Here is a 23,381-nt window from a genome sequence, read left to right as displayed (position 1 = left end):
TGTGTTGTCGAAGCGTGGGTACAGTGTCCCTGCCGTGCGGCACCGCGCGGCCAGGGACAGCGGGTCTGGAGAGAGAAGCCGAACGATGACAGGCAAGCAGTCGGAGAGCTCGGGCGCGTTCGCCGACTGGACGACCCGCCGCTGGCTGCGCGTCGGGGTGAGCGGCGTGCTCGTCGTCCTGGCGGTGCTGGGCTCCCTGGGCGGCTGGGCCATGTGGCGGACGTCCCAGCTCACCGCCTCACTCATCGACCGGCGCTCCCCGGCCCTGGTCGAGTCGATCCGGATCGAAGCGGCTCTGGTCGACCAGGAGACCGGTATCCGTGGCTACGGGGTCTCGGGCCGACGGGACTTCCTGCAGCCCTACGCGCAGGGCGTGGCCGACGAACAGGCGGCACTCAAGCGCATGCGGCCCCTGCTCAGCGACGACAGCCGGGCGCGCGCCGATCTGGCCGAGGTGGAGAAGGACGCCGACGCCTGGCAGAAACTCATAGCCCGGCCCGTCTCGACGGCTTCCCCCGCCGACGCCGCGAAGATCGCCGAGGCACGGGCCGACGAAGGCAAGGCGGACTTCGACTCGCTGCGGCGTGCGATGGCACGCCAGCAGGCCCACCTGCAGGACGAGCGGCAGGCGGCCACGCGTGAGCTGCGGCAGGCGGTGACCCTGCGGAACTGGATGTTCTCGGTCATCGCCCTGGTCATCGCCGTGGTGGCGGTGCTCGTCTTCGAGGCCCTGCGTCGTGGTGTCACCGGCCCGCTCAGCCTGCTCGGCGCGGCCGCCCGCGAGGTCTCCCAGGGCCGTTTCGACCGTTCCATCGTCGGCAGCGGCCCCGCCGACCTGCGCGGGCTGGCCGCCGACGTGGACTCCATGCGCCTGCGGCTGGTGGAAGAGCTGCGCTTCAGCGAGGGGGCCCGCGGGCTGCTGGACGAACAGGCCGAGGACCTGAAGCGGTCGAACGCGGAACTGGAGCAGTTCGCCTACGTCGCCTCGCACGACCTGCAGGAGCCGCTGCGCAAGATCTCCAGCTTCACCCAGCTGCTGCAACGGCGCTACGGGGGACAGCTGGACGCGAAGGCGGACCAGTACATCGCCTTCGCCGTCGACGGCGCCAACCGCATGCAGAACCTCATCAACGACCTGCTGGCCTTCTCCCGGGTCGGCCGGGTCCACAACGAGCACCAGACCGTGGACCTGGAGGAAGTACTGGGCAGAACGCTGGACGACCTCAGCGTGAGCGTGGAGGAGACCGGCGCGGAGATCACCCACGAATCCCTGCCCACCGTCGTCGGGGACCTGACCCAGCTGGGCATGCTGTGGCAGAACCTGCTGTCCAACGCGCTCAAGTTCCGCAGCCCCGACCGGCCGCCGCGCATCCACATCGGTGCCGTGTGCGACGAGGGGGTGTGGGAATTCGCGGTCACCGACAACGGCATCGGCATCGCGCCGGAGTTCCAGGAGAAGGTGTTCGTCCTCTTCCAGCGGCTGCACACCAAGGACGCCTATCCGGGCACCGGCATCGGCCTCGCGATGTGCAAGAAGGTCGTGGAGTTCCACGGCGGTACGATCAGGATCGACCCGGACTACAGGCTCGGCACCCGCGTCGTCCTCACTCTCCCCGCCCTCGACGCCGCGACGGCGGCCCCGGACAGAGAGACCCAGCCGTGACCGCTCCAGCCGCAGGCCGCGACGAGCAGTACCAGGTGCTGCTGGTGGAGGACGACGACGGAGACGCCCTCCTGGTCGAGGAACTCCTCTACGACACCGACCTGCCGCACACCCTGACGCGGTGCCGTTCGGCGGCCGAGGCACGCCGGGCGCTGGAGGCGTCTCCCGTCGACTGCGTCCTGCTCGATCTGCACCTGCCCGACGCGAGCGGCGTGGAGACGGTCCAGGCGATCGAGGCGAACACCCAGGCCGCCATCATCGTGCTCACCGGACTGGAGGAGCCCCGCGCCGGGGTCGACGCCCTGGCCGCCGGTGCCCAGGACTATCTCGTCAAGGGCAAGGTCGAGCCCGAGCTGATGCAGCGGGCCGTCCGCTACGCCGTCCAGCGAAAGCAGGCCGAACGCGCCAACGCCGCGCTGCAGATCGGCCGGCTGCGCGCGGAGGAGAACGCCCGCCTGGAACGCGGGCTGCTCCCCGAACCCATCCTGTCCCCGTCCACCGCCGTCACCGCCTCCAGCCGTTACTACCCCGGCCGGGCGCAGGCCCTGCTCGGCGGTGACTTCCTCGACGTCGTCCAGACCGATGACGGCCAGGTCCACGCCGTCATCGGCGACGTCAGCGGCCACGGCCCCGACGCGGCCGCGCTCGGCGTCTGCCTCCGCATCGCCTGGCGCGCCCTCACCCTGGGCGGCCACCGTGATCAGGAACTGCTCCACCTCCTCGAAGAGATCCACATCGCCGAGCGCGCCGGCAGCGACCTGTTCACCACCTGCACCCTGATCACCCTGGACCCGGCGGCCGCCACGCTCACGCTGCACCTCGCCGGCCACCACGAACCCCTCGTCACCACCCCCGATGGAACCCAGCAGGTCAGCGCCGCCCACGGCATCGCCCTGGGCATCGCTCCCGGACTGGGTGGCTGGCCCGCCACCACTCTGGCCCTGCCCGCCGAAGGCGCGCTCATCGCCTACACCGACGGACTCGTCGAGGGCTTCGCGGAGGGCACGGGCACCCGGCTCGGCGTGGAGGGCCTGCTGCGCATCATCGACACCCTGCACAGCCCCGACCCCGGCACCCACCTCGACGAACTGATCGCCCGCACCCGCGCGCTCAACGCGGATCGCCACACCGACGACCTCGCCGTCCTGCGCCTGGACTGGAAGACGGGGGCGCCCGGCCGTACCGCGAACGCCTGGCGCACCGCACCGAATCCATGAACCGGACCATGCCCGACAGACCCTCCGTGCCGGCGCCCCGCCCGGCAGACGCCCTTTCCGGCCCGGCGGCCGGTCCCGGACGAACGGCCGCCGGGCCGGACTGCCTGGTGCCTCTCCGAGACGCGGCCACAGGGGGTCGGGCTCCGGCCGCCCGCGAGGACCTGAGGGCGGCCGCCACGGCTGTGATCACCCCGGCCGGGAACGGTACGGCACCGGACGACGAGGTGATGCGGACCGGCGCGGTGCTCGACGGAACGGGGGCCTGCATAGCCCGAGCTCGTCGTCTCGCGCTGGACTTCCTGGACGAGGCGCGAAACGAGCGGGGCATTCCGGTGACCGACAGGGCGCGGGACCTGACCCGGCTGGTCGTGAGCGAACTGGTCACCAACGCCACCAAGTACGCCCCGGGCCCCGTCCGGTTCGGCCTGCGGATCGCCGGCGGCCTGGTGGAGATAGTCGTCCAGGACTCCGATCCGACGCCACCGACCGCGCGGGCGGCGAACCCGGCCCGGGTCGGCCAGCACGGCCTGGAGATCGTACTGGCCGTGGTCACCTCGTTCGAGGCGGTCCCGGAGCCGACGGGCAAGCGCCTCACCGCACGGATCGCCCTCCTCCCCGGCAACGGAGGCTAGCCCCGCCACACGGCCGCACCACCCTCGCGCGGCGTCGCCGACGTCCGGAGTACGACACGAGGAGGTTCTCGGTCTGCTGGTGGTACACGGCATACAAGTCGTTGACCAGCTGGAATGGATCGAATAGGGCGAGACGGCAGACGATTGGCCCGCGTATGGTCCGGATCTTGGTTCAAGGGGAGTGTCTCCTGTGGGCACCGGAGAGGCAGGGACCGTCCCCGCGCGGACGGGGAGCTCGACGGTCGGACCGTCGCGGTGTCCATCAAGGGACCGTTCCCGCCCGCCCGTGCGGGGATGGTCCTCCAGCGCCGCCCGGAAGTACTTCAACCCCGGCGCGGCCGCGCACGCCGAGGTCACCAGCCTGCTCTCCCCCCAGCGACGCCATAGGCTGCACCGCCTGCGGCGTCGCCGTGTCGGACCGGTCAACGCGGTCTGCCGGAAGGCCGGTCGAGTTCCCTGGGCTCTGCCCACGTCGAAGCAGCAGCGGGGCAAGAAGCACCGGACGCCGCACCCTCTACGGCTCGCTCACACCGACCTGGACGGGAACCTCGTGGAACGGGCACTGCGCCCTGGTGCTCGCCGACTCCGAGCGGTTCGTGGACCCGACGATCGAGCAGTTCGACGAGGTCCGGACGATCGGCAGTGGGCCCGATGGTCGGCAAGTTGGCCATGTCGACGCGCGAGGACGGCTCGCTGGCAGAGCCGGGTGAGCAGGTGATGCTGCAGCGCGGAGACCTGGTGCTGACGTACACCGTCGCCGGCCCCGAGGCCCTGGCCTTCATCGTGGAACACCCGGAAGCGATCGCCCACGCTGACGGTCACCGGCGTACCGGGTGAACACCGCCTCCCTCACTCTGGCTGCCCTGCGCGCCGAGAGCGTACGGGACCGGGCGATGCGGGCCCCCCACCCGAGGCTGCACGCTCTGCTGCAGGCAGTCGGAGACGCCCCGTACGAGTCGGACGAGGCGCAGGACGTGCGGTTCCGCCTGTTGGATCAGAGCGGCCAGGAACAGTGGTCGCGACTGGACGAGATCTCGCTGCCGCCGAACACCCAGGCCGCCTGGCCGCGCTGAGGATCGGAGCAGCGCGAAGCCCCGGGAACTCATGCCATGACGCCCCCGCGCCCGCGGGGACACTCACCAGACCACCCCCGCGCATGCAGAGAGCAGTCCTTCCGAAGCCGGAGCGCCGGGTGGTCCGCGGACCCTCCCCGCGCGCGGGGAGGGTCCCGGGAGGCCGTGCCACTCGCACCGCCCGCGCCGTTGCTCCCCGCGCCTGGGATGAGCGGTTGGGCTGGGCGTTCGGACTGATAACAGACGATCCGGCTGCGAGGAGTACGGCACGCGCTGGTCGTCGTCCTCGACCTGACCGCGCGGTGGTGGACCGACAGCGCACCCCGCGCCACGGCGACCTGGTGCAACCTCTGCGGTCGCCGCCCTTACGCCGAAGCCCTGAGGACTGTCGCAGAATCACTTCAGGATTCGATCTCGGTCGGGCGGGCTGTCTCGCGAGGTCATCGAGTGGAACGGCGCTTCGGCGTCCGCGAGTTATTTTCCGACGGCTCCCTGGGCCGCTCAGGGGCCGACCGGGTGCGGCGCATGCGCTCTCGGCGTTCTCCCAGGCTGAGAACGGGAGGTGACGCCGCCTCAGATGGTCGGGGTGTCGTCAACAATCGGCCTGTGAATCTCAACGACCGGCTTCCACCCCGCGGTGAACTCGATGAAGTCCGCACGGGTGGGGTAGGTGTCGATCGCGCGACGGTCACGCTTGGGGCTGTCGCTCGCCTTGCGCCCCCGGGGAATCTGCTCCTCGAAGATGTCGACCTTCACGTCGGGAACCTCCTTGAGTCCCTGGCGCCAGATCTGCACGATGTCGGCGCCGAACGCCTGCCGGGCCGCAGCGTAAAGGGCCGTAAGGGCCCCCTTGTCCCCATTTGGGACGAAAAGTGCCAGGTCCAGCACGACGCCGGCGGACTGGAGGACCTCGATGGTCACCGCGCCGTTCTCGTCGGCCAAGTAGATTCCGGCTTGATTCTCGTCGTCGGGAAGGCAGGAGACCTCTTCCTGGAATACGGTTCTCGCCGTGATCGAGCCGCCTTCGAAATCCTCACCGGACTTGGTCAGAAAAGCAGGGACATAGCAGCCGGGAATCTTGAGTTCTGCCGTGTCGGCGGAAACGAAGATCCGGTCCTTCATGTCAAGCTTCGTCACCTCTTCCAATGAGAGGCGGCGAGCGGTGATCTTCTCCGTGTTCACGATTTCCCTTTCAGGTTGCTCTGTTCCTCCGAACAAGTACGCTACCACGAAACCCTGAGGTCAACTGCCCAGTAATCGTTGGGTAAATGGCCTCCGGGGAGCGGTGCGGGAGGATGTCGAAGCGAGTCCCGCTCGGTCGGGAACACGCATCCGCCAGGTAGTGTCTCTCGTCGTGGTGTTGGGGATCAAATGGCGGTTGCACTTCGGTGCGTTGGGTGGCGCGGAGGCACCAAAAGAGAGTTTAGGTAGATATCACCCATAGCGCCTTCGGGGGGCGGGGTAAGGCGTTTCATTCGTCGTACATATCGAAGAGCGCAGCGGAAACAGGCCGGATGGTCCGACAACGCAACAACGGAGACCCCCACCGGCAACCTCTGGTGAAGCGCGAACCGGAAGTCGCTTACTGCCACGCCCTCTTCGGTCAGGACTTCGGCCTGGTCGGCTGACGCCCGTTGCTGACGTCTCGTCATGTTGGGCGGGGTTCGGTACACAGCAGGCGCGGACGTCCGCGGTGCTCCTCGCCCGCGCGGGCATGGTCCCACGCGTCCACCGTCGGGGGGGGGGCACCGGCCGCTTGTCCAGGGTCCAGGTCGTCGCATGAAAGAAGCACTCTCCAGGTGAAGAAGCGTATCGGGTCCTACCCGCGTGTCCACGTCGAGGGCGGTGGTCGCGGGGTGGTCTCCCAGGCAGGTGGAGTGCTGTTCGTGGGGACTTTCCACAAGAGCGGCCTGGATCAGGCGGTATCGGCGGCGTTGGCGCCGTGGCGCAAGCCGCGAGCGGTGCACGATCCGGACAAGGTCCTGCTGGATGTGGTGCTCGCGGTCACACTCGGCGGAGACTGCCTGGCGGACGTGGGCATGCTGCGGGCCGAGCCGGCGGTGTTCGGGCCGGTGGCCTCCGATCCGACGGTGTCCCGGCTGATCGACGCGCTGGCAGCGGGCGGAAGGCGTGCGCTGACCGCACTGCGGCAGGCCCGCGCTCAAGTCCGCTCAGACGTAGGGACGTTGGCCGGTAGCGCGGCGCCTGACACCGACGGGCAGGTGGTCGTGGACCTGGACGGGGTGCTGGTCATCGCGCATTCCGAGAAGCAGGATGAGGCCGCGACCTGGAAGAAGGCCTTCGGGCACCATCCGCTGATGGGGTTCGTCGACCACGGCCGGGGCGGGTCCGGGGAGCCGGTCGCCGCTCTGCTGCGGCCCGGGAACGCGGGCAGCAACACCGCTGCGGACCGCGTCGAAGCCGCCCGGCTCGCCCTGAAGCAGCTGCCGAGGAAGTACCGGCGCGGACGGCGGACGCTGGTCCGCACCGACTCGGGCGGGGGCCCCACGAGTTCGTCGACCGGCTTACCGCCCGGCGGCCGGTGGCTGTCCTACTCGGTCGGTATGACCATCACTGACGCCGTCCACCAGGCCGTTCTGAAGGTCCCGGCATCGGCCTGGACGCCGGCCGTCGAGCCGGACGGAGAGGTCCGCGCCGGCGCCTGGGTGGCCGAGCTCGACGGCGACTGCCCCAGGGGCTGGCCGAAGGGAATGCGGCTGATCGTGCGGAAGGAACGGCCGCACCCCGGTGGCCAGTTGCGCTTCACCGACGCCGACGGGATGCGCCTGACCTGTTTCGCCACCAACACCAGGCACACCTCGATCGCCGAACTGGAGCTGCGGCACCGCCAGCGGGCCCGCGCCGAGGACCGCGTCCGCGCCGCGCGGGCTACCGGCCTGCGCAACCTGCCCCTCCACGACGCGGCGCAGAACCAGATCTGATCGGAGAACATACAGATCGCCCTCGACCTGCCGGCCCGGCTGCCGATGCTCACGCTTACCGGCACCGCCCGACGGTGGGAACCCCGCCGTCTGCGCCTGCGGCAGTTCTCCGCGGCCGCTCAGCTCGTCACCACCGGACGCCGCCGCATCCTCCGCCTTGCCGGACACTGGCCCTGGACCCGAGTGATCAACGACGCCCTGCAACGGCTCGCAGAACTGCCGAGCCCCGGCTGACCGGCAATTCCCTGTCCCTACGAGCAGCACCACCCGACCGGAGCCATGGAACCCCGCGCACACCCGACGCCACAGCCGGGCCGCCAACCTACCCACAGGAAGAAATCTCCGCCCCGAACGAGCCGAAAGGGTCCGGCAGCAAGCTGACGGACCCTCATACAAGATCGAGGTGAGCGGGACCTTGGCCCGGAAATGCCCCGGAACTGCTGGTCAGAGCCGGGATGCGGGTCGGAGACATCGGGAGTAGGGGCGTGTGTCGACTCGCTGCGCAGATGTGCGGCGAGAAGGGCGCCTGCCGGGCATCTGCCCTGGTCAGGCGCCCTTTTTCTGCGCCTAGAAGAAGCCCAGCTTCTTCGGCGAGTACGACACGAGGAGGTTCTTGGTCTGCTGGTAGTGCTCCAGCATCATCTTGTGCGTCTCGCGGCCGATGCCGGACTGCTTGTAGCCGCCGAACGCCGCGTGCGCCGGGTAGGCGTGGTAGCAGTTCGTCCAGACGCGGCCCGCCTGGATGGCACGGCCCGCGCGGTAGGCGGTGTTGGCGTCCCGGGTCCACACGCCCGCGCCGAGCCCGTACAGCGTGTCGTTGGCGGTCTTGATGGCGTCGTCGAAGTCGTCGAAGGAGGCCACCGAGACGACCGGGCCGAAGATCTCCTCCTGGAAGACCCGCATCCGGTTGTCGCCCTCGAAGATGGTCGGCTGCACGTAGTAGCCGCCCTTCAGCTCGCCGTCGTACTCGACGCGTTCGCCACCGGTGAGGACCTTCGCGCCCTCCTGCCGGCCGATGTCCAGGTAGGAGAGGATCTTCTCCAGCTGGTCGTTGGAGGCCTGGGCGCCGATCATCGTGTCGGTGTCGAGCGGGTGCCCCGGCTTGATCTGCCGGGTGCGCTCGACCGCGGCCGCAAGGAACTCCGCGTAGTGGCCGCGCTGCACGAGCGCCCGCGACGGACAGGTGCACACCTCGCCCTGGTTGAGCGCGAACATCGTGAAGCCTTCCAGCGCCTTGTCGCGGAAGTCGTCGTCGTGTGCCCACACGTCGTCGAAGAAGATGTTCGGCGACTTGCCGCCCAGTTCGAGAGTGACCGGCTTGATGTTCTCCGAGGCGTACTGCATGATCAGCCGCCCCGTCGTGGTCTCCCCGGTGAACGCCACCTTCGCGACCCGCGGGCTCGACGCCAGCGGCTTGCCCGCCTCGACACCGAAGCCGTTGACGATGTTCAGCACGCCCGGCGGCAGCAGATCCGCGATCAGGCTCACCCAGTAGTGGATGGACGCGGGGGTCTGCTCGGCCGGCTTGAGCACCACCGCGTTGCCCGCGGCGAGCGCCGGAGCGAGCTTCCACGTGGCCATCAGGATCGGGAAGTTCCACGGGATGATCTGCGCGACGACCCCGAGCGGCTCATGAAAGTGGTACGCCACCGTGTCGTCGTCGATCTCGCCCAGCGATCCCTCCTGCGCCCGGATCGCGCCGGCGAAGTACCGGAAGTGGTCGATCGCCAGCGGGATGTCCGCCGCCAGCGTCTCCCGCACCGGCTTGCCGTTCTCCCAGCTCTCCGCCACCGCGAGGGCTTCGAGGTCGGCCTCCATACGGTCGGCGATCTTCCGCAGGATGTCCGAGCGCTCCGTCACCGACGTACGGCCCCACCCGGGAGCGGCCGCGTGTGCCGCGTCCAGTGCCCGCTCCACGTCCTCCTCGGTGCCGCGCGCGATCTCGGTGAACGGCAGTCCGTTGACCGGCGACGGGTTCTCGAAGTACTGCCCGCGCGCCGGCGGCACGTACTCGCCGCCGATGAAGTGGTCGTAGCGCGACTGGTAGGAGACGATCGCGCCCTCGGTGCCCGGCGCCGCGTAACGAGTCATCCTGGTGTGCCTCCCGGTGCAGCGCTGCCCGCCCTTGGGCAGCTCTCGGCGCGAGGCTAGGCGGGCGGACGTTGCAAGTACGTTGCGCCGCGGGCCCACCCTCCCGTCCGCGCGACCGGTACCGCCAACTCCGCCTCCAGCGCGGCCAGCCGGGCCCGCACCGCCGCCGTCGGCCGTACCGCAGAGAGCGCCCGCCACACCTCGATGTCGTCCTCGCCCCACGGCGCGTGCGCCCAGTCGGCCAGCAGATCGGGGTCGCGGTGCGCGACCAGCGCGGTGCGCAGCCCCCACGCGAGCCGGTCCCGCAGCCGTGCGATCGCCGGGGCCTGCGAACCGGGCAGCAACGGACCGGCGTAGGCCTCGGCCGCGGCGGTGAGCGCTCCCGACGCCAGCCGCCGTTCCACCACGGTCGCGTCCGCGTCGACCGCGGCCGTCAGCCGGTACGGCCGCGAGGCCAGCAGCCCCGGCCCCAACGAGCGCCGCAGCCGCGCGAGTTCCGCCCGCAGCGTCACCGGGGTCACCGACTCGTCCGCGTACAGCGCGCACAGCAACGCGTCACCCGTCAGCCCCTCGGGATGGCGGGAGAGCAGCAGCACGATCTCGCTGTGCCGACGGCTCAGCCGCAGCCGCCGCCCCTGAACGGCCAGTTCGGCCTCGTCCCGGCCCAGCACGCGCAGCATCGGCGTCTCCGCGGCACACCGCGCCGGAGCGAGCAGCGCCAGCTGGGCCTCCGCAGCCCGCGCCACGGCCTGCACGAACCCCAGGCTGTGCGGGTGCGCCAGTCCGTCCCCGCCGGTGACGTCCACGGCGCCCAGCACCCGCCCGGTGCGCGGATCGTGCACCGGGGCGGCCACGCACGTCCAGGGTTGCACCCGCCGGGTGAAGTGCTCCGCCGCGAACACCTGCACCGGCCGGTCCAGCGCCACCGCGGTCCCCGGCGCGTTGGTGCCCACCGCGCTCTCCGACCAGCGCGCCCCCGGCACGAAGTTCATCGCGTCCGCCCGCCGTCGCGCCGCCGCATGCCCCTCGACCCACAGCAGTCTGCCCTGCGCGTCGCACACCGCGAGCAACTGCTCTTCCTCGGCGGCGAACGTGCCCAGCAGCTCCCGGAACAGCGGCATCACCCGGGCCAGCGGATGCTCCGCCCGGTAGGCGCCGAGGTCGCCGTCGGACAACTCCACGCACGCCGTGCCGTCCGGCACGACACCGGCCCGCGCGCTGCGCCGCCACGACTCGGCCACCACCGACCGCACCGGACGCGGCACCGCGCCCCCCGTGGTGAACGTCTCGTGCGCCCGGCGCAGCACCCGGACCCGCTCGGCGGGATCGGCCCCCGGTTCCAGGGCCACCCACGGATCGGTCAACTCGGCCTCCCCGGACGGTGTTGGGGCGATGATCCGGCTGGGACCATCGTCACGTGCCGTGTCCGCACAGACAACCGGTGCGACGCCGGTTCGGGATCTGTGCTAGGCGAAGTTGACGAGTCTGATGTAACGGACCCAGTCCCAGCCGGGACCGGGATCGGTGTGGTCGGTACCGGGCACCTGGTAGTGGCCGATGATGTGCTCCCTGTCCTTGGGGATGCCGTATCTGTCGCAGATGGACGCCGTGAGCTTCGCCGACTGCTCGTAGAGGGCATCGGTGAAGTAGGAGGGCCGGTCCACCCAGCCCTCGTGCTCGATGCCGACGCTGCGGGTGTTGTAGCTCCAGTTGCCCGCGTGCCAGGCGATGTCGCTCTCGCGCACGCACTGGGCGATGTGCCCGTCCGCCGACCGCACCACGTAGTGCGCGGTCACCTGCTTCGCCGGGTCCTGGAAGATCTCCAGGGTGTCGGCGTACGTCTCCTGGGTCACATGGATGACGACCCGGTCGATCGCGTAGCTGCCGGGCCGGTCGGAGCCCGTGTAGTTGGAGGTGCTGGCGGGCGTCCACTCGGCGGGCGGGTAGTCGACGGAACCGCTCGCACCGGCTCGGGGTTCGGGAAGCAGTGCGTAGGGAACGGCGGCGAGCGCCGCACCCTTCAGGAGCCATCGTCTGCTCGGACGAGGTCTTTCCCGGTCCATGTCCATCGTCGGATGCCTTTCTGGAGTAAGGGAGTCGGGGAGTGACGGGAGCGCGGGTGATGGTGCTTGCGCTCTTCGGAATGGGGGCTCGGGTGGGGGAGGGACGAAGAGGACGGCAGTGGGGCACCGGGGTGTGCGGGGGTGAGCGATCAGGCGGTTGTGCGTGCCGTCTCCGTGGCCTGCCGTCAGTCGCGCAGAGCCCGAGCGGCCTCCCGGAGCCGCGCGTGCACACCGCGGTAGGTCTCCCGCGCGGGCAGCCACTCCTTGCGCAGCTTGGCCACGCACGTGTAGTTCGTGTCGCACACGTTCGCCAGTGGCGACTCGACGGTCTGGGTGGCGAACTGGTAAGCGTCCAGTTCGCTGAACCCGTAGTCGCTCACCAGCCAGCGCACCAGGTCTGCCTGCGATATCCGGAACGCGTCCTCCAACGGGCGCGCGGAGCCGGTCGAGGCGATGTGCGTGTCCGACTCCAGCCGGGGCCACGGAGTCGCGACACCCTTGAGGAGGTCCACGATCACCACGGTGTTCATCGCGCACTCCACCGCCACCCCGCAGGTCTCGCCCTCGCCCTGACGGGCGTGCCCGTCGCCGAGGCTGAGCAGGGCGCCCTCCACGTTGACCCCGAGGTAGCAGGTGACCCCGGCGCGCATCTCGGGCGTGTCCATGTTGCCGCCGTGCGCGTCCGGGACCAGCGCGGAACGGACCTCCAGGTTGGCCGGCGCCACGCCCACGGTGCCGTGCATCGGCTCCAGGGGCAGTTCCCTCTCGAACTCGTTGTCCCGCGCCCGGAAGAGGGCGGTGCGCCGCGCACGGTCCAGCTCCCAGATCCAGACCCGCTCCGGCAGCGGTGGCTGGAGCGAGGCGGTGGCGTGGGTGGAGGTGAGCGCCCCGAACAGGGGGACCGTCGTGGACGCCGCCCAGTCGCGGGCCGGTTCGATCGACACGAAGTGCACGGCCACCGTGTCGCCGGGTTCCGCACCCTCGACGTGGAAGGGGCCGGTCTGGGGGTTGAGGAACGGGAAGGCGCAGACCTCGGACACGAGGTCCTTCTCGGAGCGGACCCGGCCGGCGAAGCAGTCCTCCGTGAACAGGTCGAGTACCGTGCCCGGCGCGACACGGGCCACGGGTGCCGCTCCGCCGAACGTCCAGGCGTACTCGTCCGGCTCCGGTCGCACGGTGAGGATCCGGGGGTCGGTCATGGTTTCGTGGGTCCCTTCTGGTGGGCTGGGTCGTAGGGGGCGAGGAGGGGGGCGGGCCGCCGGGCGGCGGACGCGGCGTGATGCGCGGCGGACGCGAGCGGCGACCATCGGTCGTCCGGCCGGCCGGCCGTACGGCGCGGTGCCGGCGGGACGACCGGTCAGCGGACGATGCTGCCGTCCTGCCGTGGGCCGGCTGTGGCGTCCTCCTCGATGTGCACCCGCGAGGTCTCCGCTATGCGCTCGGGGTGACGCCGGGCCAGGACCAGCAGCGCCAGCACGCCCGCCGCCATCCAGACGCCGACGACGGGACCCGCGTAGGACACCGGAGCCGTCAGCTCGGTCACGAAATCGAACACCGGAAGCCCGGCCGCCGTCAGCAGTGCCGACACGAAGGCGGCGACACCCAGCACCGGGAACAGCAGGTGCCGTACCGGCTTGAGGGAACTGCCGCCGGCCCGTACGAAGTGGCCGGCGCACGCGAGGTTCACCACGATGTAGACGCCGATGACGACCGTGACGATCACCGTGGCGAGGAGCAGGAACGCGGTCTCCGGGCCGTAGCCGAGGCCGAGACCCAGCACGGCGGCGACGGCCACGACGGTCTGCACCACGATGCCCGCCACGGGGGAGCGGTGGCGGGGATGGAGCGTGGCGAGCACCCCGGGCAGGACCCTCACGCGGGCCAGGGCGAAGGCGGTGCGGGTCGACACGCTGGCGCACGCGTTGGCGTTGGCGATCGTGGAGTTCACCACCGCGAGGAAGAGCAGCACCCAGAAGAATCCGAAGGAGGCCCGCGCCACGCCTTCCCAGGACGCGCTGCCCGAAGCGCCGAACCCGGCGAACCGGTCCGGTCCGACGTAGACGGTCATCGCGTAGGTGGTGACGACGTAGAACAGACCGATGCCCAGGGCCGCGCCCAGCACCGCGCGACGCATGGTCCGCCGGGGCTCGCGAGTCTCCTCCGCGAGCGGTGCCGCCGCCTCGAACCCGGCGAAGGCCAGCACGGTGTACACGGATCCCGCGAACACCCCGCCGATCCCGGAGCGGCCCGTGACGGTATGCGAAGTGCCGAAGACGGAGAGGGTGTTGGCGCCGCCGGCGCTGACGATCAGCAGTGCGGCGAACCCCAGGAAGACCAGGACCTCGAAGACTCCGAGGACGGTGCCGAAGCGAGCCGAGGCACGCACGCCCAGGTATCCGGCGACGGCGATGACGGCGGCTCCCGCCAAGGAGTACGGCCACCACAGGTCCGCGGGGTACCAGGGCCGCTCGTCGTGCAAGGTCCCCGCCACCGTGAAGCCCAGTTGCAGGAGCAGCAGCGGCGGGACCAGCATCTCCGCGAAGACGTAACCCCAGCCGACGAGGAAGCCGACGGCCGGATGCAGCCCCCGTGCCGCGTAGGTGGCGACCGAGCCGGCGGCGGGCAGCTCCCGTGCCAGTTCGGCGACGCAGGAGGCGGTGAACAGGCAGGCCACCAGGGCGACCAGCACGGCCAGTGGCAGGCTGCCGCCCGCGAAGGCCGCGCCGGCCGGGATGGACGCGGCCACCGCGGCGGCCGGCGCCATCGCCGTGACACTCTGGAACAGGACCTCGCGCAGCCCGATGGCGTCGCGCCGCAAAGTCCCGGTGGCCTCCTCGCGCATGCGTCCCCCGATGTCTGTCCGTCCGGCGCCGCCCGATCCGGGTGAATACCGCTCGAATCGCGAGGCCCACGCCGGTTCTGACACTTCGGCAGCGCGTGCCTCGTGCGATTCACGTTACGGCGCGGGCGGGCCCGGCAGAAGGGTGCGCCACGGGTCCGTGGACAAGCCGAAGCCTGTGGATATCTTCGCCACTCATTCGGGCGATGAGAGTGCGCGGGGGCCGGGCGGCCGCGCCGGAGCCCGCGACGGACACGTCCGCACCGCGGCCGGCCGACGCCGTCCGCGGGCGTTCGACGAGACGTCAGGATCGTGTGGCCACCGAGGCCGGATCGTCCAGCACGGCACGGACCACGGAGTGCGCCGCGCCCAGCAGCGGACCCTCGGGGCCGAGCGGGGACACCGCCACCGGACAGGCCGGGCCCGTCGTGCGGCCCCTCAGCTCCGCCTCCAGCGACGGCAGCAGCCAGGGCGACAGCCCCGCCAGGGCGCCGCCCAGGACCACCGTCTCGGGGTCGAGCAGGTTCACCGCGCCGGTCAGCGCGATTCCGAGCGCCGTGCCCGCGTCGCGCAGCGCCTCCCGCACCCCTTCCTCGCCCTTCTCGGCGTGCTCCGCGAGCAGGCCGACGAGATCCTCGCGCGGCTGGAGCCCGGCCGCGCGCAGCACCGCCTCCTGGCCCGCGAACTGCTCCAGACAGCCACGCCCGCCGCAGGCGCAGGGCGGTCCGTCCGGTCGCACGGGCACATGGCCCAACTCGCCCGCGAAACCCCGGGTCCCGCGTAGCAACCGCCCGTCCACGACGATCGCCGCGCCGATGCCGATCTCGGCCGACACGTGCAGGAACTCGCGCGGCGTGCCGGCACCGAGCCACAGCTCGGCCAGGGCACCGAAGTTGGCCTCGTTGTCCACGGTGAGCGGCCAATCGCCGGGCAGCAGGCCACCGAGGTCCGTGTCGCGCCATTCGAGGTTGGGGGCGCGCACGACGGTGCGACTGTCCCGTGCCACCAGTCCGGGAACGGCGACCGCGAGCCCGGCGGGCCACAACTCCTCCCGCTCCGCCTCGGCGACCACCTGGCTGACCAGTGCCGCCAACTCCGCGATCACCGGCTCGGGCGCCCGACCGCGGTTGGCGCCCCGGCGCACGGCCCGCGCGCGGACCGCGCCACGCATGTCGACCGCGCACACCGCGAGGTGATCGACGCCGATCTCGGCGCCGATCCCGGCCGGGCCGCGGCCGTTCACCGCCAGCGCCGACCCGGGCCGGCCCACGCGCCCCGGCCGTTCGGGGCCCAGTTCCTCCAGTAGCCCCCAGCGGATCAACTCGTCCACCAGGGTCGACACCGCGGCCCGGGTCAGGCCGATGCGCGAGGCCACCGCGGCCCTGGAGAGCGAACCCTCGGCACTGACCGCGTGCAGCACTCGCGCGAGATTGCGCCGGCGCATGCCCTGCTGCGTGTCCGGCAGAGCCCGGCCGACCCCGGCGGGTCGGGCCTCGTGCAGCGGTACGGTCATGGCTGCGTCAATCCTCGTTCCAGGGCCCGGTGGCGCGGCTCAGCGGTTTTCCGTGCCCCGCTCCAGCAGCGGGGCCGCGTCGGAGAGTACCCCGCCGATCCGGGCCAGCGTCTCCTCGTCCCGGGACACGGGCTCCAGCACCGGTCCCGCCGCGGTGTTCCAGCGGCGGGCCACCGCGGCCGCATCCTCGCCGGTCAGTAGTCCGGCCGCCTGGGCCGCGGCTCCCAGGGCGACCAGCTCCTTCGCCGCGGGGATCCTGACCGGCCGCCCGGACAGCCGTCGTACGGTCTGCTGCCAGGCGTGGCCCCGCGCGCCGCCGCCGATCAGCAGCAAGGGGCTGTCGCGGTCCGCGTCCTCGTCGAGGACCAGGTCGAGCGCGCCGAGCAGCGAGTGCACGGCACCGTCGTACGCCGCCTGGAGCAGCTGGCCCGGTGTTGTGTCGTGGCGCAGCCCGTGCAGCAGCCCGGAAGCGTTCGGCAGGTTGGGGGTGCGTTCGCCGTCCAGGAACGGCAGGAGCGTCACCGAGCCGCCGGGTGCCACGGCCTCGCGGTCCAGGCCCAGCAGGGTCGCGACGCGGTCGACTGCGAGCGTGCAGTTCAGGGTGCAGGCCAGCGGCAGCCAGTCGCCGCGAGCGTCCGCGAAACCGGCGACTGTGCCGGTGGGATCGGCCGGGCGGTGCCTGGAGACGGCGTAGACCGTGCCGGAGGTGCCCAGGCTCAGCACGGGGGTGCCGGGCAGCAGCCCGAGGCCCAGCGCGGCCGCCGCGTTGTCACCGGTGCCGGGGGCCACCAACGTGCCCTTGGAGAACGGCAGTCCATGGCCGTCACGTACCGTGCCCGCCACCTCGCCCGGACGCACCACCCGGGGCAGCAGCGCCGGGTCGAGCCCGAGGTGCGCCAGGGTCTCCTCGTCGTACCGCTCCGTGCCGGACGCCCACCAGCCGGTGCCGGAGGCATCGCCGCGATCGGTGACGGCCTGCCCGGTCAGGCGCTCGGTGAGGTAGTCGTGGGGAAGCCGTACGGCCCTGGTCGCACGCGCCGCCTCCGGTTCCTGCTCGACGAGCCATGCCCACTTGGCCGCCGTGAACGACGCTCCGGGCACGCTTCCGGTGCGCTCGGCCCAGGCGTTCGGGCCACCCAGCTCCGCAACCAGCCGGCGGGCCTGCGGCGCGGAGCGGACATCGTTCCAGAGCAGCGCCGGACGCACCGGCTCACCGTGCTCGTCCAGCGTGACCAGGCCGTGCTGCTGGCCGCCGACCGAGATCGCGGCCGCCTCGTGCGCCGCGTCACCGCACTGGCGCAGCGCCTCGCACAGGGCATCCCACCACTGGCGCGGATCGCTCTCCCGGCCCGTTCCGGTGGTGACGGTGTGCGGCGCCTGGCCGCTCGCCACCACCTCCCCGGTGGCCGCGTCGACGACCAGGGCCTTCGTGGACTGGGTGGACGTGTCCACGCCGACGACGAGCGGACCCTCCGCTGCTGACATGGGGTTCTCCGTAAGTTGTTAGGCGGCCCGGGAGGGCCGGATGTGGCTGATGGGGTCTTGCCAGTCGTGGCTCCGAAGGAGTGGCCGTCCGGCTCTCCGGGGCGCCCTGGCTGCTGATTGAGATGTGCGCGCCTTGTGCGGTCGCTGTTTACGGAGATGACAGCGGGGTGTTCCTCGGGCCGACGGCATGCTGTGCGGAACGAGGAGGGGCGAGTGAGCGAGCGACGGGCCCAGGCCTGGGCCGGTGTGGACGCGGGCAAGGGCCATCACTGGGCGGCGGTGGTCGACGAGACCGGCGCGACCCTGTGGTCGAAGAAGATCGACAACGACGAATCGGCGATCCTGACCGCGCTCGGCGAGATCCTCGACCTGGCGGACGAGGTCCACTGGGCGGTGGACATCTGCGGGACGTCCTCTGCGCTGCTGCTGGCGTTGCTCGCAGCCCACGGCCAGCAGGCCGTCTACGTGCCGGGCCGCACGGTCAACCGCATGTCGGGCGCTTACCGGGGCGAGGCGAAGACCGACGCCCGCGACGCCTATGTCATCGCCGAAACCGCCCGCCACCGCACGGACTCCACCACGGTCGACGTGCCTGCCCAGCTGGCCGCGGACCTTGCGCTCCTGACTGCTCACCGGTCCGACCTGGTGGCGGACCGGGTGCGGATGATCAACCGACTCCGCGACGTGCTGACCGGCGTCTTTCCCGCGCTGGAACGGGCCTTCGACTACAGCTCGCACAAGGGCGCCCTGGTGTTGCTGACGGGCTACCAGACGCCGGCCGCGATACGCCGCCGTGGTCGGTCGCGGCTGACCGCCTGGCTCGCCAACCGGGGCGTGCGCGGTGCCGACGAGGTCGCGGCCGCCGCCCTGGAGGCAGCTCAGGCCCAGCAGACCGCTCTGCCCGGCGAGGATGTCGCCGCGCAGATCGTGGCCGGTCTCGCCGAGCAGATCCTGGCCCTGGACGACCGGCTCAAGCGCATTGGCAAGCAGACCAGCGAGACGTTCCGGACCCATCCGCAAGCAGAGATCATCGAATCCCTGCCCGGCATGGGCCCCATCCTCGGAGCCGAGTTCATCGTCGCGGCAGGCGATCTCGTGGCCTACGCGGACGCCGGCCACCTCACCTCCGCGGCCGGGCTGGTGCCCGTCACGCGCGACTCCGGCCGCCGAACCGGCAACCTCCACCGGCCCAAGCGCTACAGCCGCCGCCTGCGGCGGGTGTTCTGCATGTCCGCGCAGACCAGCATGATGCGCGAGGGACCGAACCGGGACTTCTACCTCAAGAAGCGTGGCGAAGGGCTCAAGCACGTCCAGGCCGTCATCGCCCTTGCTCGCCGCCGGGCGAGCGTCCTCTGGGCGCTGCTGCGCGACAACCGGGTCTTCACCTCCGCCCCGCCGGTCGCGCGAGCGGCTTGACTTCGTCATTGAGACTCCCTCTTCCGCGGCTCAGCGGGATGTGCTGTGGGGCGCTCCCGGGGACATCCCGAGGGGCCCGTGGAAGGCATCTGTCGAAGACGCCTTGTGGTCGAAGACACCTTGTCTCTTCCCAGAGGCGTGGTCGCATACTAATTTGTAAACGGCCATGACGAAATAGTCGTACGGAACAAGGAGCCGCGCCATGAGCTTCCAGCCCACCCCCGAGGACAGGTTCACCTTCGGTCTGTGGACCGTCGGCTGGCAGGGAAGGGACCCGTTCGGCGACGCCACCCGTCCCGCGCTCGACCCGGTCGAGACGGTGCGGCGCCTGGCCGAGCTGGGCGCCTACGGAGTGACCTTCCACGACGACGACCTGATCCCCTTCGGGTCCTCCGACAGCGAGCGCGAGTCGCACATCAAGCGGTTCCGCCAGGCCCTGGACGCCACCGGTATGACGGTGCCCATGGCCACCACGAACCTCTTCACCCACCCCGTCTTCAAGGATGGCGGCTTCACCGCCAACGACCGCGACGTACGCCGGTACGCGCTGCGCAAGACGATCCGAAACATCGATCTGGCGGCCGAGCTGGGCGCCAGGACGTACGTCGCCTGGGGCGGCCGTGAGGGCGCCGAGTCCGGTGGCGCCAAGGACGTGCGTGACGCCCTCGACCGCATGAAGGAGGCGTTCGACCTGCTCGGCGAGTACGTCACCGCCCAGGGTTACGACCTCCGCTTCGCGATCGAGCCCAAGCCCAACGAGCCCCGCGGTGACATCCTGCTGCCCACCGTCGGCCACGCCCTGGCCTTCATCGAGCGACTGGAGCGCCCGGAGCTGTACGGCGTCAACCCGGAGGTCGGCCACGAGCAGATGGCCGGCCTGAACTTCCCGCACGGCATCGCGCAGGCCCTGTGGGCGGGCAAGCTCTTCCACATCGACCTCAACGGCCAGTCCGGCATCAAGTACGACCAGGACCTGAGGTTCGGCGCCGGCGACCTGCGGGCGGCGTTCTGGCTGGTCGACCTCCTGGAGAGCGCGGGTTACGAGGGCCCGCGGCACTTCGACTTCAAGCCGCCCCGGACCGAGGACTTCGACGGCGTGTGGGCCTCGGCCGCGGGCTGCATGCGCAACTACCTGATCCTCAAGGACCGCGCCGCCGCCTTCCGCGCCGACCCGGAGGTGCGGGAGGCGCTGCGTGCCGCGCGCCTGGACCAGCTGGCCCGGCCGACCGCGGCCGACGGCCTGGACGCCCTGCTCGCCGACCGCACCGCGTTCGAGGACTTCGACGTCGATGCCGCCGCCGCGCGCGGCATGGCGTTCGAGCACCTCGACCAGCTGGCGATGGACCACCTGCTGGGCGCCCGCGCCTGACGGTCGGCCCCGTGGGACGGTGACGGAAGAAGGCCGGGGAGCGGGGCGTGCACGCGTCCCGCTCCCCGGCCTTCTTCCGTGGGCGTCCTGGCAGCGCCCCCCTTATGCTGACGCCGTGACCTGGGTCGTCTCGCCCCGCTCTGTGGCCGTCGCCCGGCGGAACCGGTCCACTAGGGGCACACATCAGGGATGTCTCAGGGGCGAGGCCCGGAACCGCGGGGAGCGGGAGGCCGTTCTCACAGCAGAGAACGGCGGTGGCCGTTGAAGGAGGCGACGCTCATGTCGAGAAATGCGAAGATCGCCGCAGGGGGTGTGGCGGTCGGTCTGATACTGCTGCTCCTGGGGCTGCCCTGGTGGGTGGTGTTCCTGGTCGTGGTGGGAATCCCGGCCGCCGCCTACCTGGCACTGGACCCGTCCCAGCGGCGCAGGCTGCGCCGGGTCACCCGTAAGGAGCTCGGCCGCTGAGACGGACACCGCACCGCCCCTGATCACAGGGGTCGTACGGCCATCTTGTCGAGGGCGTCCAGCAGTCCGGGCAGCTCCGGACCGCGGCCGACCGGCAGGACCTCGCCGGGCTCCTCGTCGAGCAGCACGAAGGCGATGTCGTCGGTGCGCGCCACCATCGACCAGCCGGGTCCGTCCGCGCGCAGCGTGCGGGCGTCACCAGGGGCGAAGGTGGAGCGCACCCGGCCCAGCGGAGGCGGTGAGTCGACGTAGGCGCGGGCCTCCGTGAGCACCCGCCGGATCCCCCGGTGTCCGCCCTTCGGCGCTTCCGCGGTGCCTTCGGGCTTCTTGTCGCTCCCCTCGGGCCGTGCCGAGGGTTCGGCGGCGGGGGCCGGTCCGTCCGGCGGGGCGAACTCGTCGTCGTTGATCTGCTGCCGCCAGGCCGCCCACTGAGCCGCTATCTCGTCGGCACCCAGGCGTCGCTGAGCCGGGCCCCAGACACTGGTGTCCGGCGGACACAGCGGGGGCCGCTCGCCCGTCTCGGGAGCGGGATCGTGCGGCGCGGGGACTCCAGGGGCCGCGACGGCGACCGCCAGCGGCCACCCCGGCAACGCGGTCACGATCGCGTGCTCATCGGGCGACAGTTCGTACTCCAGGCCGCAGTCCCAGGACGCGATCGCCACCGCGACCAGCGAGACATCGTCGATGACGACCGTCCAGCGGGCGCCGTCGCCGTCCTGCCCGAGCACCAGGCCGTACCCGTCCACGCGGGGCGCGAGCCCCAGCGCCGCGCACGACTCCGGATAATCGTCGCCCAGTACGCTCGGGAACTGCGCCGGTGTCAGCAGCACCGCCGTCAGCACATACAGCGCATCGTCCGCGGCGGCGACGGCCCCATCGTCCGTCCCGGCCATCCCTGCCTCCCAGTGGCTTGTCCAACCGCGCGCACCCTAATGCGGACGGAAGGACCTTGTCACGACTCCTCACACCACGCGGACCTGCAACTTTCCCCCTGGACGGGGGCGAAACGACCACGGTCTCCACGGGACTTCCCCAGACCGCCCCCGCCCCGGGACCACCGAGAGCGCCGATCCCGCCGAACGAAAGTGCCCGCTCACCTTCTGAAAAGGGCAGATCGGTGATGGTTCGTCCGTCCGCACTCCACATAGAGTTGGCTTCCGGCGACAGACAGGGGGACGACGCGGTGAAGCGCTTCGAACGGCTGGAGCGGATCCGCCGGCTGGACCCGGTGGCGGATGCCCCGGAGATCTACCGGCTCAGCGCCGTCTACGAATTCCCCTGGGACTACACGCGCGCCCTCGAACTGGCCCTGTACCGCACCTACGCCGTCCCGAGCATCGGCCGCCTCCTCGCTCGCACCGCCGAGCTGACCGACCAGACCCAGAGGCGGTACGACGACACCGCCCTGCTCCTCGACACCGTCGTGGAGCACGGCTTCGCCGCCGAACAGGGGCGCACGGCCATCCGTCGCATCAACCAGATGCACCGCGCCTACGACATCGGCGACGACGACATGCGGTACGTGCTCAGCACTTTCGTCGTGGTGCCCAAGCGCTGGATCGACGCGTACGGCTGGCGCCGGCTGTCCCGACACGAGGCCGTCGCCGCCACCGAGTACTACCGGACCCTCGGCCGGCACATGGGCATCCCCGATCTCCCCAGGACCTACGAAGAGTTCGAAACCCTTCTCGACACCTACGAGGAGGCGAACTTCGGCTGGGACGAAGGAGCCCGTCGGGTCTCGGACGCCACCCTCGAACTGATGGCGTCCTGGTATCCACGCCCCCTGGCGCCCCTGCTGCGCACAGGTGTGCTCGCGCTGCTCGACCAGCCGCTGCTGGACGCGTTCCGCTACGAGCGGCCCGGCGCGGCCGCCGTCGCCCTGGTACGCGGCGCCGTCCGGGCGCGCGGCCGGCTGGTGCGGCTGCTGCCGCCACGCCGCGCACCCCACTTCGCGCGCCAGAACCGGGAGATCAAGGGGTATCCGAACGGTTACCGAGTGGCCGACCTCGGCACGCGCCCGGTCCCGGGACTGCGCGGCTGCCCGGTGCGGCACCTGGACACCTCAGGCTCCGTCGAGTGACGCGAGGGTGTCGCGCAGCCAGCCGAGTTCGGCCCGGCTCGTGGCACGCGCGATGGTGAGGATGCCCTGCCGGAATGGGTCGTCCACTTCCTCGGCACGGATCGGCCGGTCGCCGTCGTAGAAGAAGCTCGTCGGCTCCTCCAGGAAGGCGAGCCGCCGGTTCAGCACCGCGGTCTGGGCCGCGGGGTCCGCGAGGTGACGCAGGAAGGCGAGCAGGACGAACCACTGGTTCTCGTCGGTGATCTCGCGCCGTCCGGGTTCGGCGAGCCGGCGCCGCAGTTCCCGCCGGCCCTCCTCGGTCAGCCGGAGCACATGACGTGGCGCGGCCACGGCTCCCGGCTCGGTGGCCCGCACCAGCAGTCCGGCCTTCTCCAGGCGCTTGATCGCCGGATACAGGGTGCTCTCCGCGACGGGCCTCACATGTCCGGTGAGCGCCGCGATGCGGCGGCGCAGAACGTACCCGTGCAGCGGGGCCTCGTACAGGAATCCCAGGATGGCGAGTTCGAGCATGCCCGCATTCTTGCGTACGG

The 23,381-nt window shown here is 71.3% G+C and carries 19 protein-coding genes and 1 pseudogene; 10 read left to right on the top strand and 10 right to left on the bottom strand.

Going from position 1 to position 23,381, the window contains the following annotated elements:
- Positions 1-85 precede the first annotated feature (85 nt).
- From VT52_RS33410 to VT52_RS33390, 5 genes are all read left to right on the top strand, one after another.
- A complete protein-coding gene (locus tag VT52_RS33410; protein WP_046417422.1) occupies positions 86-1,663 on the top strand; it encodes a sensor histidine kinase in 1,578 nt (525 codons plus the stop codon).
- Complete coding sequence (locus tag VT52_RS33405; protein WP_046417423.1) at positions 1,660-2,880, top strand: PP2C family protein-serine/threonine phosphatase; 1,221 nt, start codon at positions 1,660-1,662, stop codon at positions 2,878-2,880. Before VT52_RS33410 ends, VT52_RS33405 begins: the two co-directional genes overlap by 4 nt.
- A gap of 227 nt (positions 2,881-3,107) precedes the next feature.
- The gene (locus VT52_RS33400) at positions 3,108-3,512 is read left to right on the top strand and encodes an ATP-binding protein (RefSeq protein WP_046417478.1); all 405 of its coding nucleotides are present in this window, start codon (positions 3,108-3,110) and stop codon (positions 3,510-3,512) included.
- 651 nt (positions 3,513-4,163) lie between these two features.
- A complete protein-coding gene (locus VT52_RS33395) occupies positions 4,164-4,349 on the top strand; it encodes a hypothetical protein (protein WP_071387748.1) in 186 nt (61 codons plus the stop codon).
- Complete coding sequence (locus VT52_RS33390; RefSeq protein ID WP_046417425.1) at positions 4,346-4,585, top strand: hypothetical protein; 240 nt, start codon at positions 4,346-4,348, stop codon at positions 4,583-4,585. Before VT52_RS33395 ends, VT52_RS33390 begins: the two co-directional genes overlap by 4 nt.
- A gap of 573 nt (positions 4,586-5,158) precedes the next feature.
- Here VT52_RS33390 and VT52_RS33385 read toward each other — a convergent pair.
- Positions 5,159-5,767 carry a hypothetical protein gene (locus VT52_RS33385; RefSeq protein ID WP_046417426.1) on the bottom strand — a complete coding sequence of 203 codons (609 nt, stop codon included), beginning with the start codon at positions 5,765-5,767 and terminating at the stop codon, positions 5,159-5,161.
- A 617-nt stretch (positions 5,768-6,384) separates the two neighbouring features.
- On the opposite strand from VT52_RS33385, the pseudogene VT52_RS33380 reads away from it, so the two are divergent.
- Positions 6,385-7,761: pseudogene (locus tag VT52_RS33380) on the top strand (IS1380 family transposase).
- Between the two features lie 333 nt (positions 7,762-8,094).
- On the opposite strand, the gene exaC reads toward VT52_RS33380, so the two are convergent.
- The 7 genes from exaC to xylB form a co-directional block, all read right to left on the bottom strand.
- A complete protein-coding gene (gene exaC / locus VT52_RS33375) occupies positions 8,095-9,618 on the bottom strand; it encodes an acetaldehyde dehydrogenase ExaC (protein ID WP_046417427.1) in 1,524 nt (507 codons plus the stop codon).
- Between the two features lie 56 nt (positions 9,619-9,674).
- Complete coding sequence (locus VT52_RS33370; RefSeq protein WP_046417429.1) at positions 9,675-10,982, bottom strand: GAF domain-containing protein; 1,308 nt, start codon at positions 10,980-10,982, stop codon at positions 9,675-9,677.
- 102 nt (positions 10,983-11,084) lie between these two features.
- Entirely contained in the window at positions 11,085-11,681 is a 597-nt protein-coding gene (locus tag VT52_RS33365) for an N-acetylmuramoyl-L-alanine amidase (protein WP_206306676.1), read from the bottom strand.
- Positions 11,682-11,866: 185 nt separating this feature from the next.
- Entirely contained in the window at positions 11,867-12,880 is a 1,014-nt protein-coding gene (locus VT52_RS33360) for an acetamidase/formamidase family protein (protein WP_046417431.1), read from the bottom strand.
- A 158-nt stretch (positions 12,881-13,038) separates the two neighbouring features.
- Entirely contained in the window at positions 13,039-14,523 is a 1,485-nt protein-coding gene (locus VT52_RS33355) for an APC family permease (RefSeq protein WP_046417433.1), read from the bottom strand.
- A gap of 301 nt (positions 14,524-14,824) precedes the next feature.
- Positions 14,825-16,033: an ROK family transcriptional regulator gene (locus VT52_RS33350; RefSeq protein ID WP_046417434.1), complete on the bottom strand. Its 1,209-nt coding sequence runs from the start codon at positions 16,031-16,033 to the stop codon at positions 14,825-14,827.
- Between the two features lie 39 nt (positions 16,034-16,072).
- A complete protein-coding gene (gene xylB, locus VT52_RS33345) occupies positions 16,073-17,518 on the bottom strand; it encodes a xylulokinase (protein WP_046417436.1) in 1,446 nt (481 codons plus the stop codon).
- A 213-nt stretch (positions 17,519-17,731) separates the two neighbouring features.
- Here xylB and VT52_RS33340 point away from each other — a divergent pair, with 213 nt between their 5' ends.
- From VT52_RS33340 to VT52_RS33330, 3 genes are all read left to right on the top strand, one after another.
- Positions 17,732-18,934 carry an IS110 family RNA-guided transposase gene (locus VT52_RS33340; RefSeq protein WP_046417437.1) on the top strand — a complete coding sequence of 401 codons (1,203 nt, stop codon included), beginning with the start codon at positions 17,732-17,734 and terminating at the stop codon, positions 18,932-18,934.
- 202 nt (positions 18,935-19,136) lie between these two features.
- Positions 19,137-20,303: a xylose isomerase gene (gene xylA / locus VT52_RS33335; protein ID WP_046417438.1), complete on the top strand. Its 1,167-nt coding sequence runs from the start codon at positions 19,137-19,139 to the stop codon at positions 20,301-20,303.
- 279 nt (positions 20,304-20,582) lie between these two features.
- The gene (locus VT52_RS33330) at positions 20,583-20,768 is read left to right on the top strand and encodes a hypothetical protein (protein WP_046417440.1); all 186 of its coding nucleotides are present in this window, start codon (positions 20,583-20,585) and stop codon (positions 20,766-20,768) included.
- A gap of 23 nt (positions 20,769-20,791) precedes the next feature.
- Here VT52_RS33330 and VT52_RS33325 read toward each other — a convergent pair whose 3' ends face one another.
- Positions 20,792-21,661, bottom strand: a complete 870-nt coding sequence (locus VT52_RS33325) for a hypothetical protein (protein WP_046417442.1) — start codon at positions 21,659-21,661, stop codon at positions 20,792-20,794.
- 290 nt (positions 21,662-21,951) lie between these two features.
- On the opposite strand from VT52_RS33325, the gene VT52_RS33320 reads away from it, so the two are divergent.
- The gene (locus tag VT52_RS33320; protein WP_046417443.1) at positions 21,952-22,851 is read left to right on the top strand and encodes an oxygenase MpaB family protein; all 900 of its coding nucleotides are present in this window, start codon (positions 21,952-21,954) and stop codon (positions 22,849-22,851) included.
- Here the strand turns inward: VT52_RS33320 and VT52_RS33315 are convergent.
- Positions 22,834-23,361, bottom strand: a complete 528-nt coding sequence (locus tag VT52_RS33315; protein WP_046417444.1) for a PadR family transcriptional regulator — start codon at positions 23,359-23,361, stop codon at positions 22,834-22,836. The genes VT52_RS33320 and VT52_RS33315 overlap by 18 nt on opposite strands.
- Positions 23,362-23,381 lie beyond the last annotated feature (20 nt).

The organism is Streptomyces malaysiense, assembly GCF_000980885.2.
GTDB classification, from domain to species: Bacteria; Actinomycetota; Actinomycetes; order Streptomycetales; family Streptomycetaceae; genus Streptomyces; species Streptomyces malaysiense.
Note: the sequence above shows the minus strand (reverse complement) of the source record. Positions and strands in the feature narration are given on the sequence as shown.

Excerpts from the sequence above, each read along its gene's own strand:
- VT52_RS33395 (WP_071387748.1), top strand. The coding sequence starts at position 4,164 with ATGGTCGGCAAGTTGGCCATGTCGACGCGCGAGGACGGCTCGCTGGCA.
- VT52_RS33325 (WP_046417442.1), bottom strand. The coding sequence starts at position 21,661 with ATGGCCGGGACGGACGATGGGGCCGTCGCCGCCGCGGACGATGCGCTG.
- VT52_RS33400 (WP_046417478.1), top strand. The coding sequence starts at position 3,108 with ATGCGGACCGGCGCGGTGCTCGACGGAACGGGGGCCTGCATAGCCCGA.
- xylA (WP_046417438.1), top strand. The coding sequence starts at position 19,137 with ATGAGCTTCCAGCCCACCCCCGAGGACAGGTTCACCTTCGGTCTGTGG.
- VT52_RS33330 (WP_046417440.1), top strand. The coding sequence starts at position 20,583 with ATGTCGAGAAATGCGAAGATCGCCGCAGGGGGTGTGGCGGTCGGTCTG.
- xylB (WP_046417436.1), bottom strand. The coding sequence starts at position 17,518 with ATGTCAGCAGCGGAGGGTCCGCTCGTCGTCGGCGTGGACACGTCCACC.
- exaC (WP_046417427.1), bottom strand. The coding sequence starts at position 9,618 with ATGACTCGTTACGCGGCGCCGGGCACCGAGGGCGCGATCGTCTCCTAC.
- VT52_RS33355 (WP_046417433.1), bottom strand. The coding sequence starts at position 14,523 with ATGCGCGAGGAGGCCACCGGGACTTTGCGGCGCGACGCCATCGGGCTG.
- VT52_RS33410 (WP_046417422.1), top strand. The coding sequence starts at position 86 with ATGACAGGCAAGCAGTCGGAGAGCTCGGGCGCGTTCGCCGACTGGACG.
- VT52_RS33315 (WP_046417444.1), bottom strand. The coding sequence starts at position 23,361 with ATGCTCGAACTCGCCATCCTGGGATTCCTGTACGAGGCCCCGCTGCAC.
- VT52_RS33365 (WP_206306676.1), bottom strand. The coding sequence starts at position 11,681 with ATGGACCGGGAAAGACCTCGTCCGAGCAGACGATGGCTCCTGAAGGGT.
- VT52_RS33350 (WP_046417434.1), bottom strand. The coding sequence starts at position 16,033 with ATGACCGTACCGCTGCACGAGGCCCGACCCGCCGGGGTCGGCCGGGCT.
- VT52_RS33360 (WP_046417431.1), bottom strand. The coding sequence starts at position 12,880 with ATGACCGACCCCCGGATCCTCACCGTGCGACCGGAGCCGGACGAGTAC.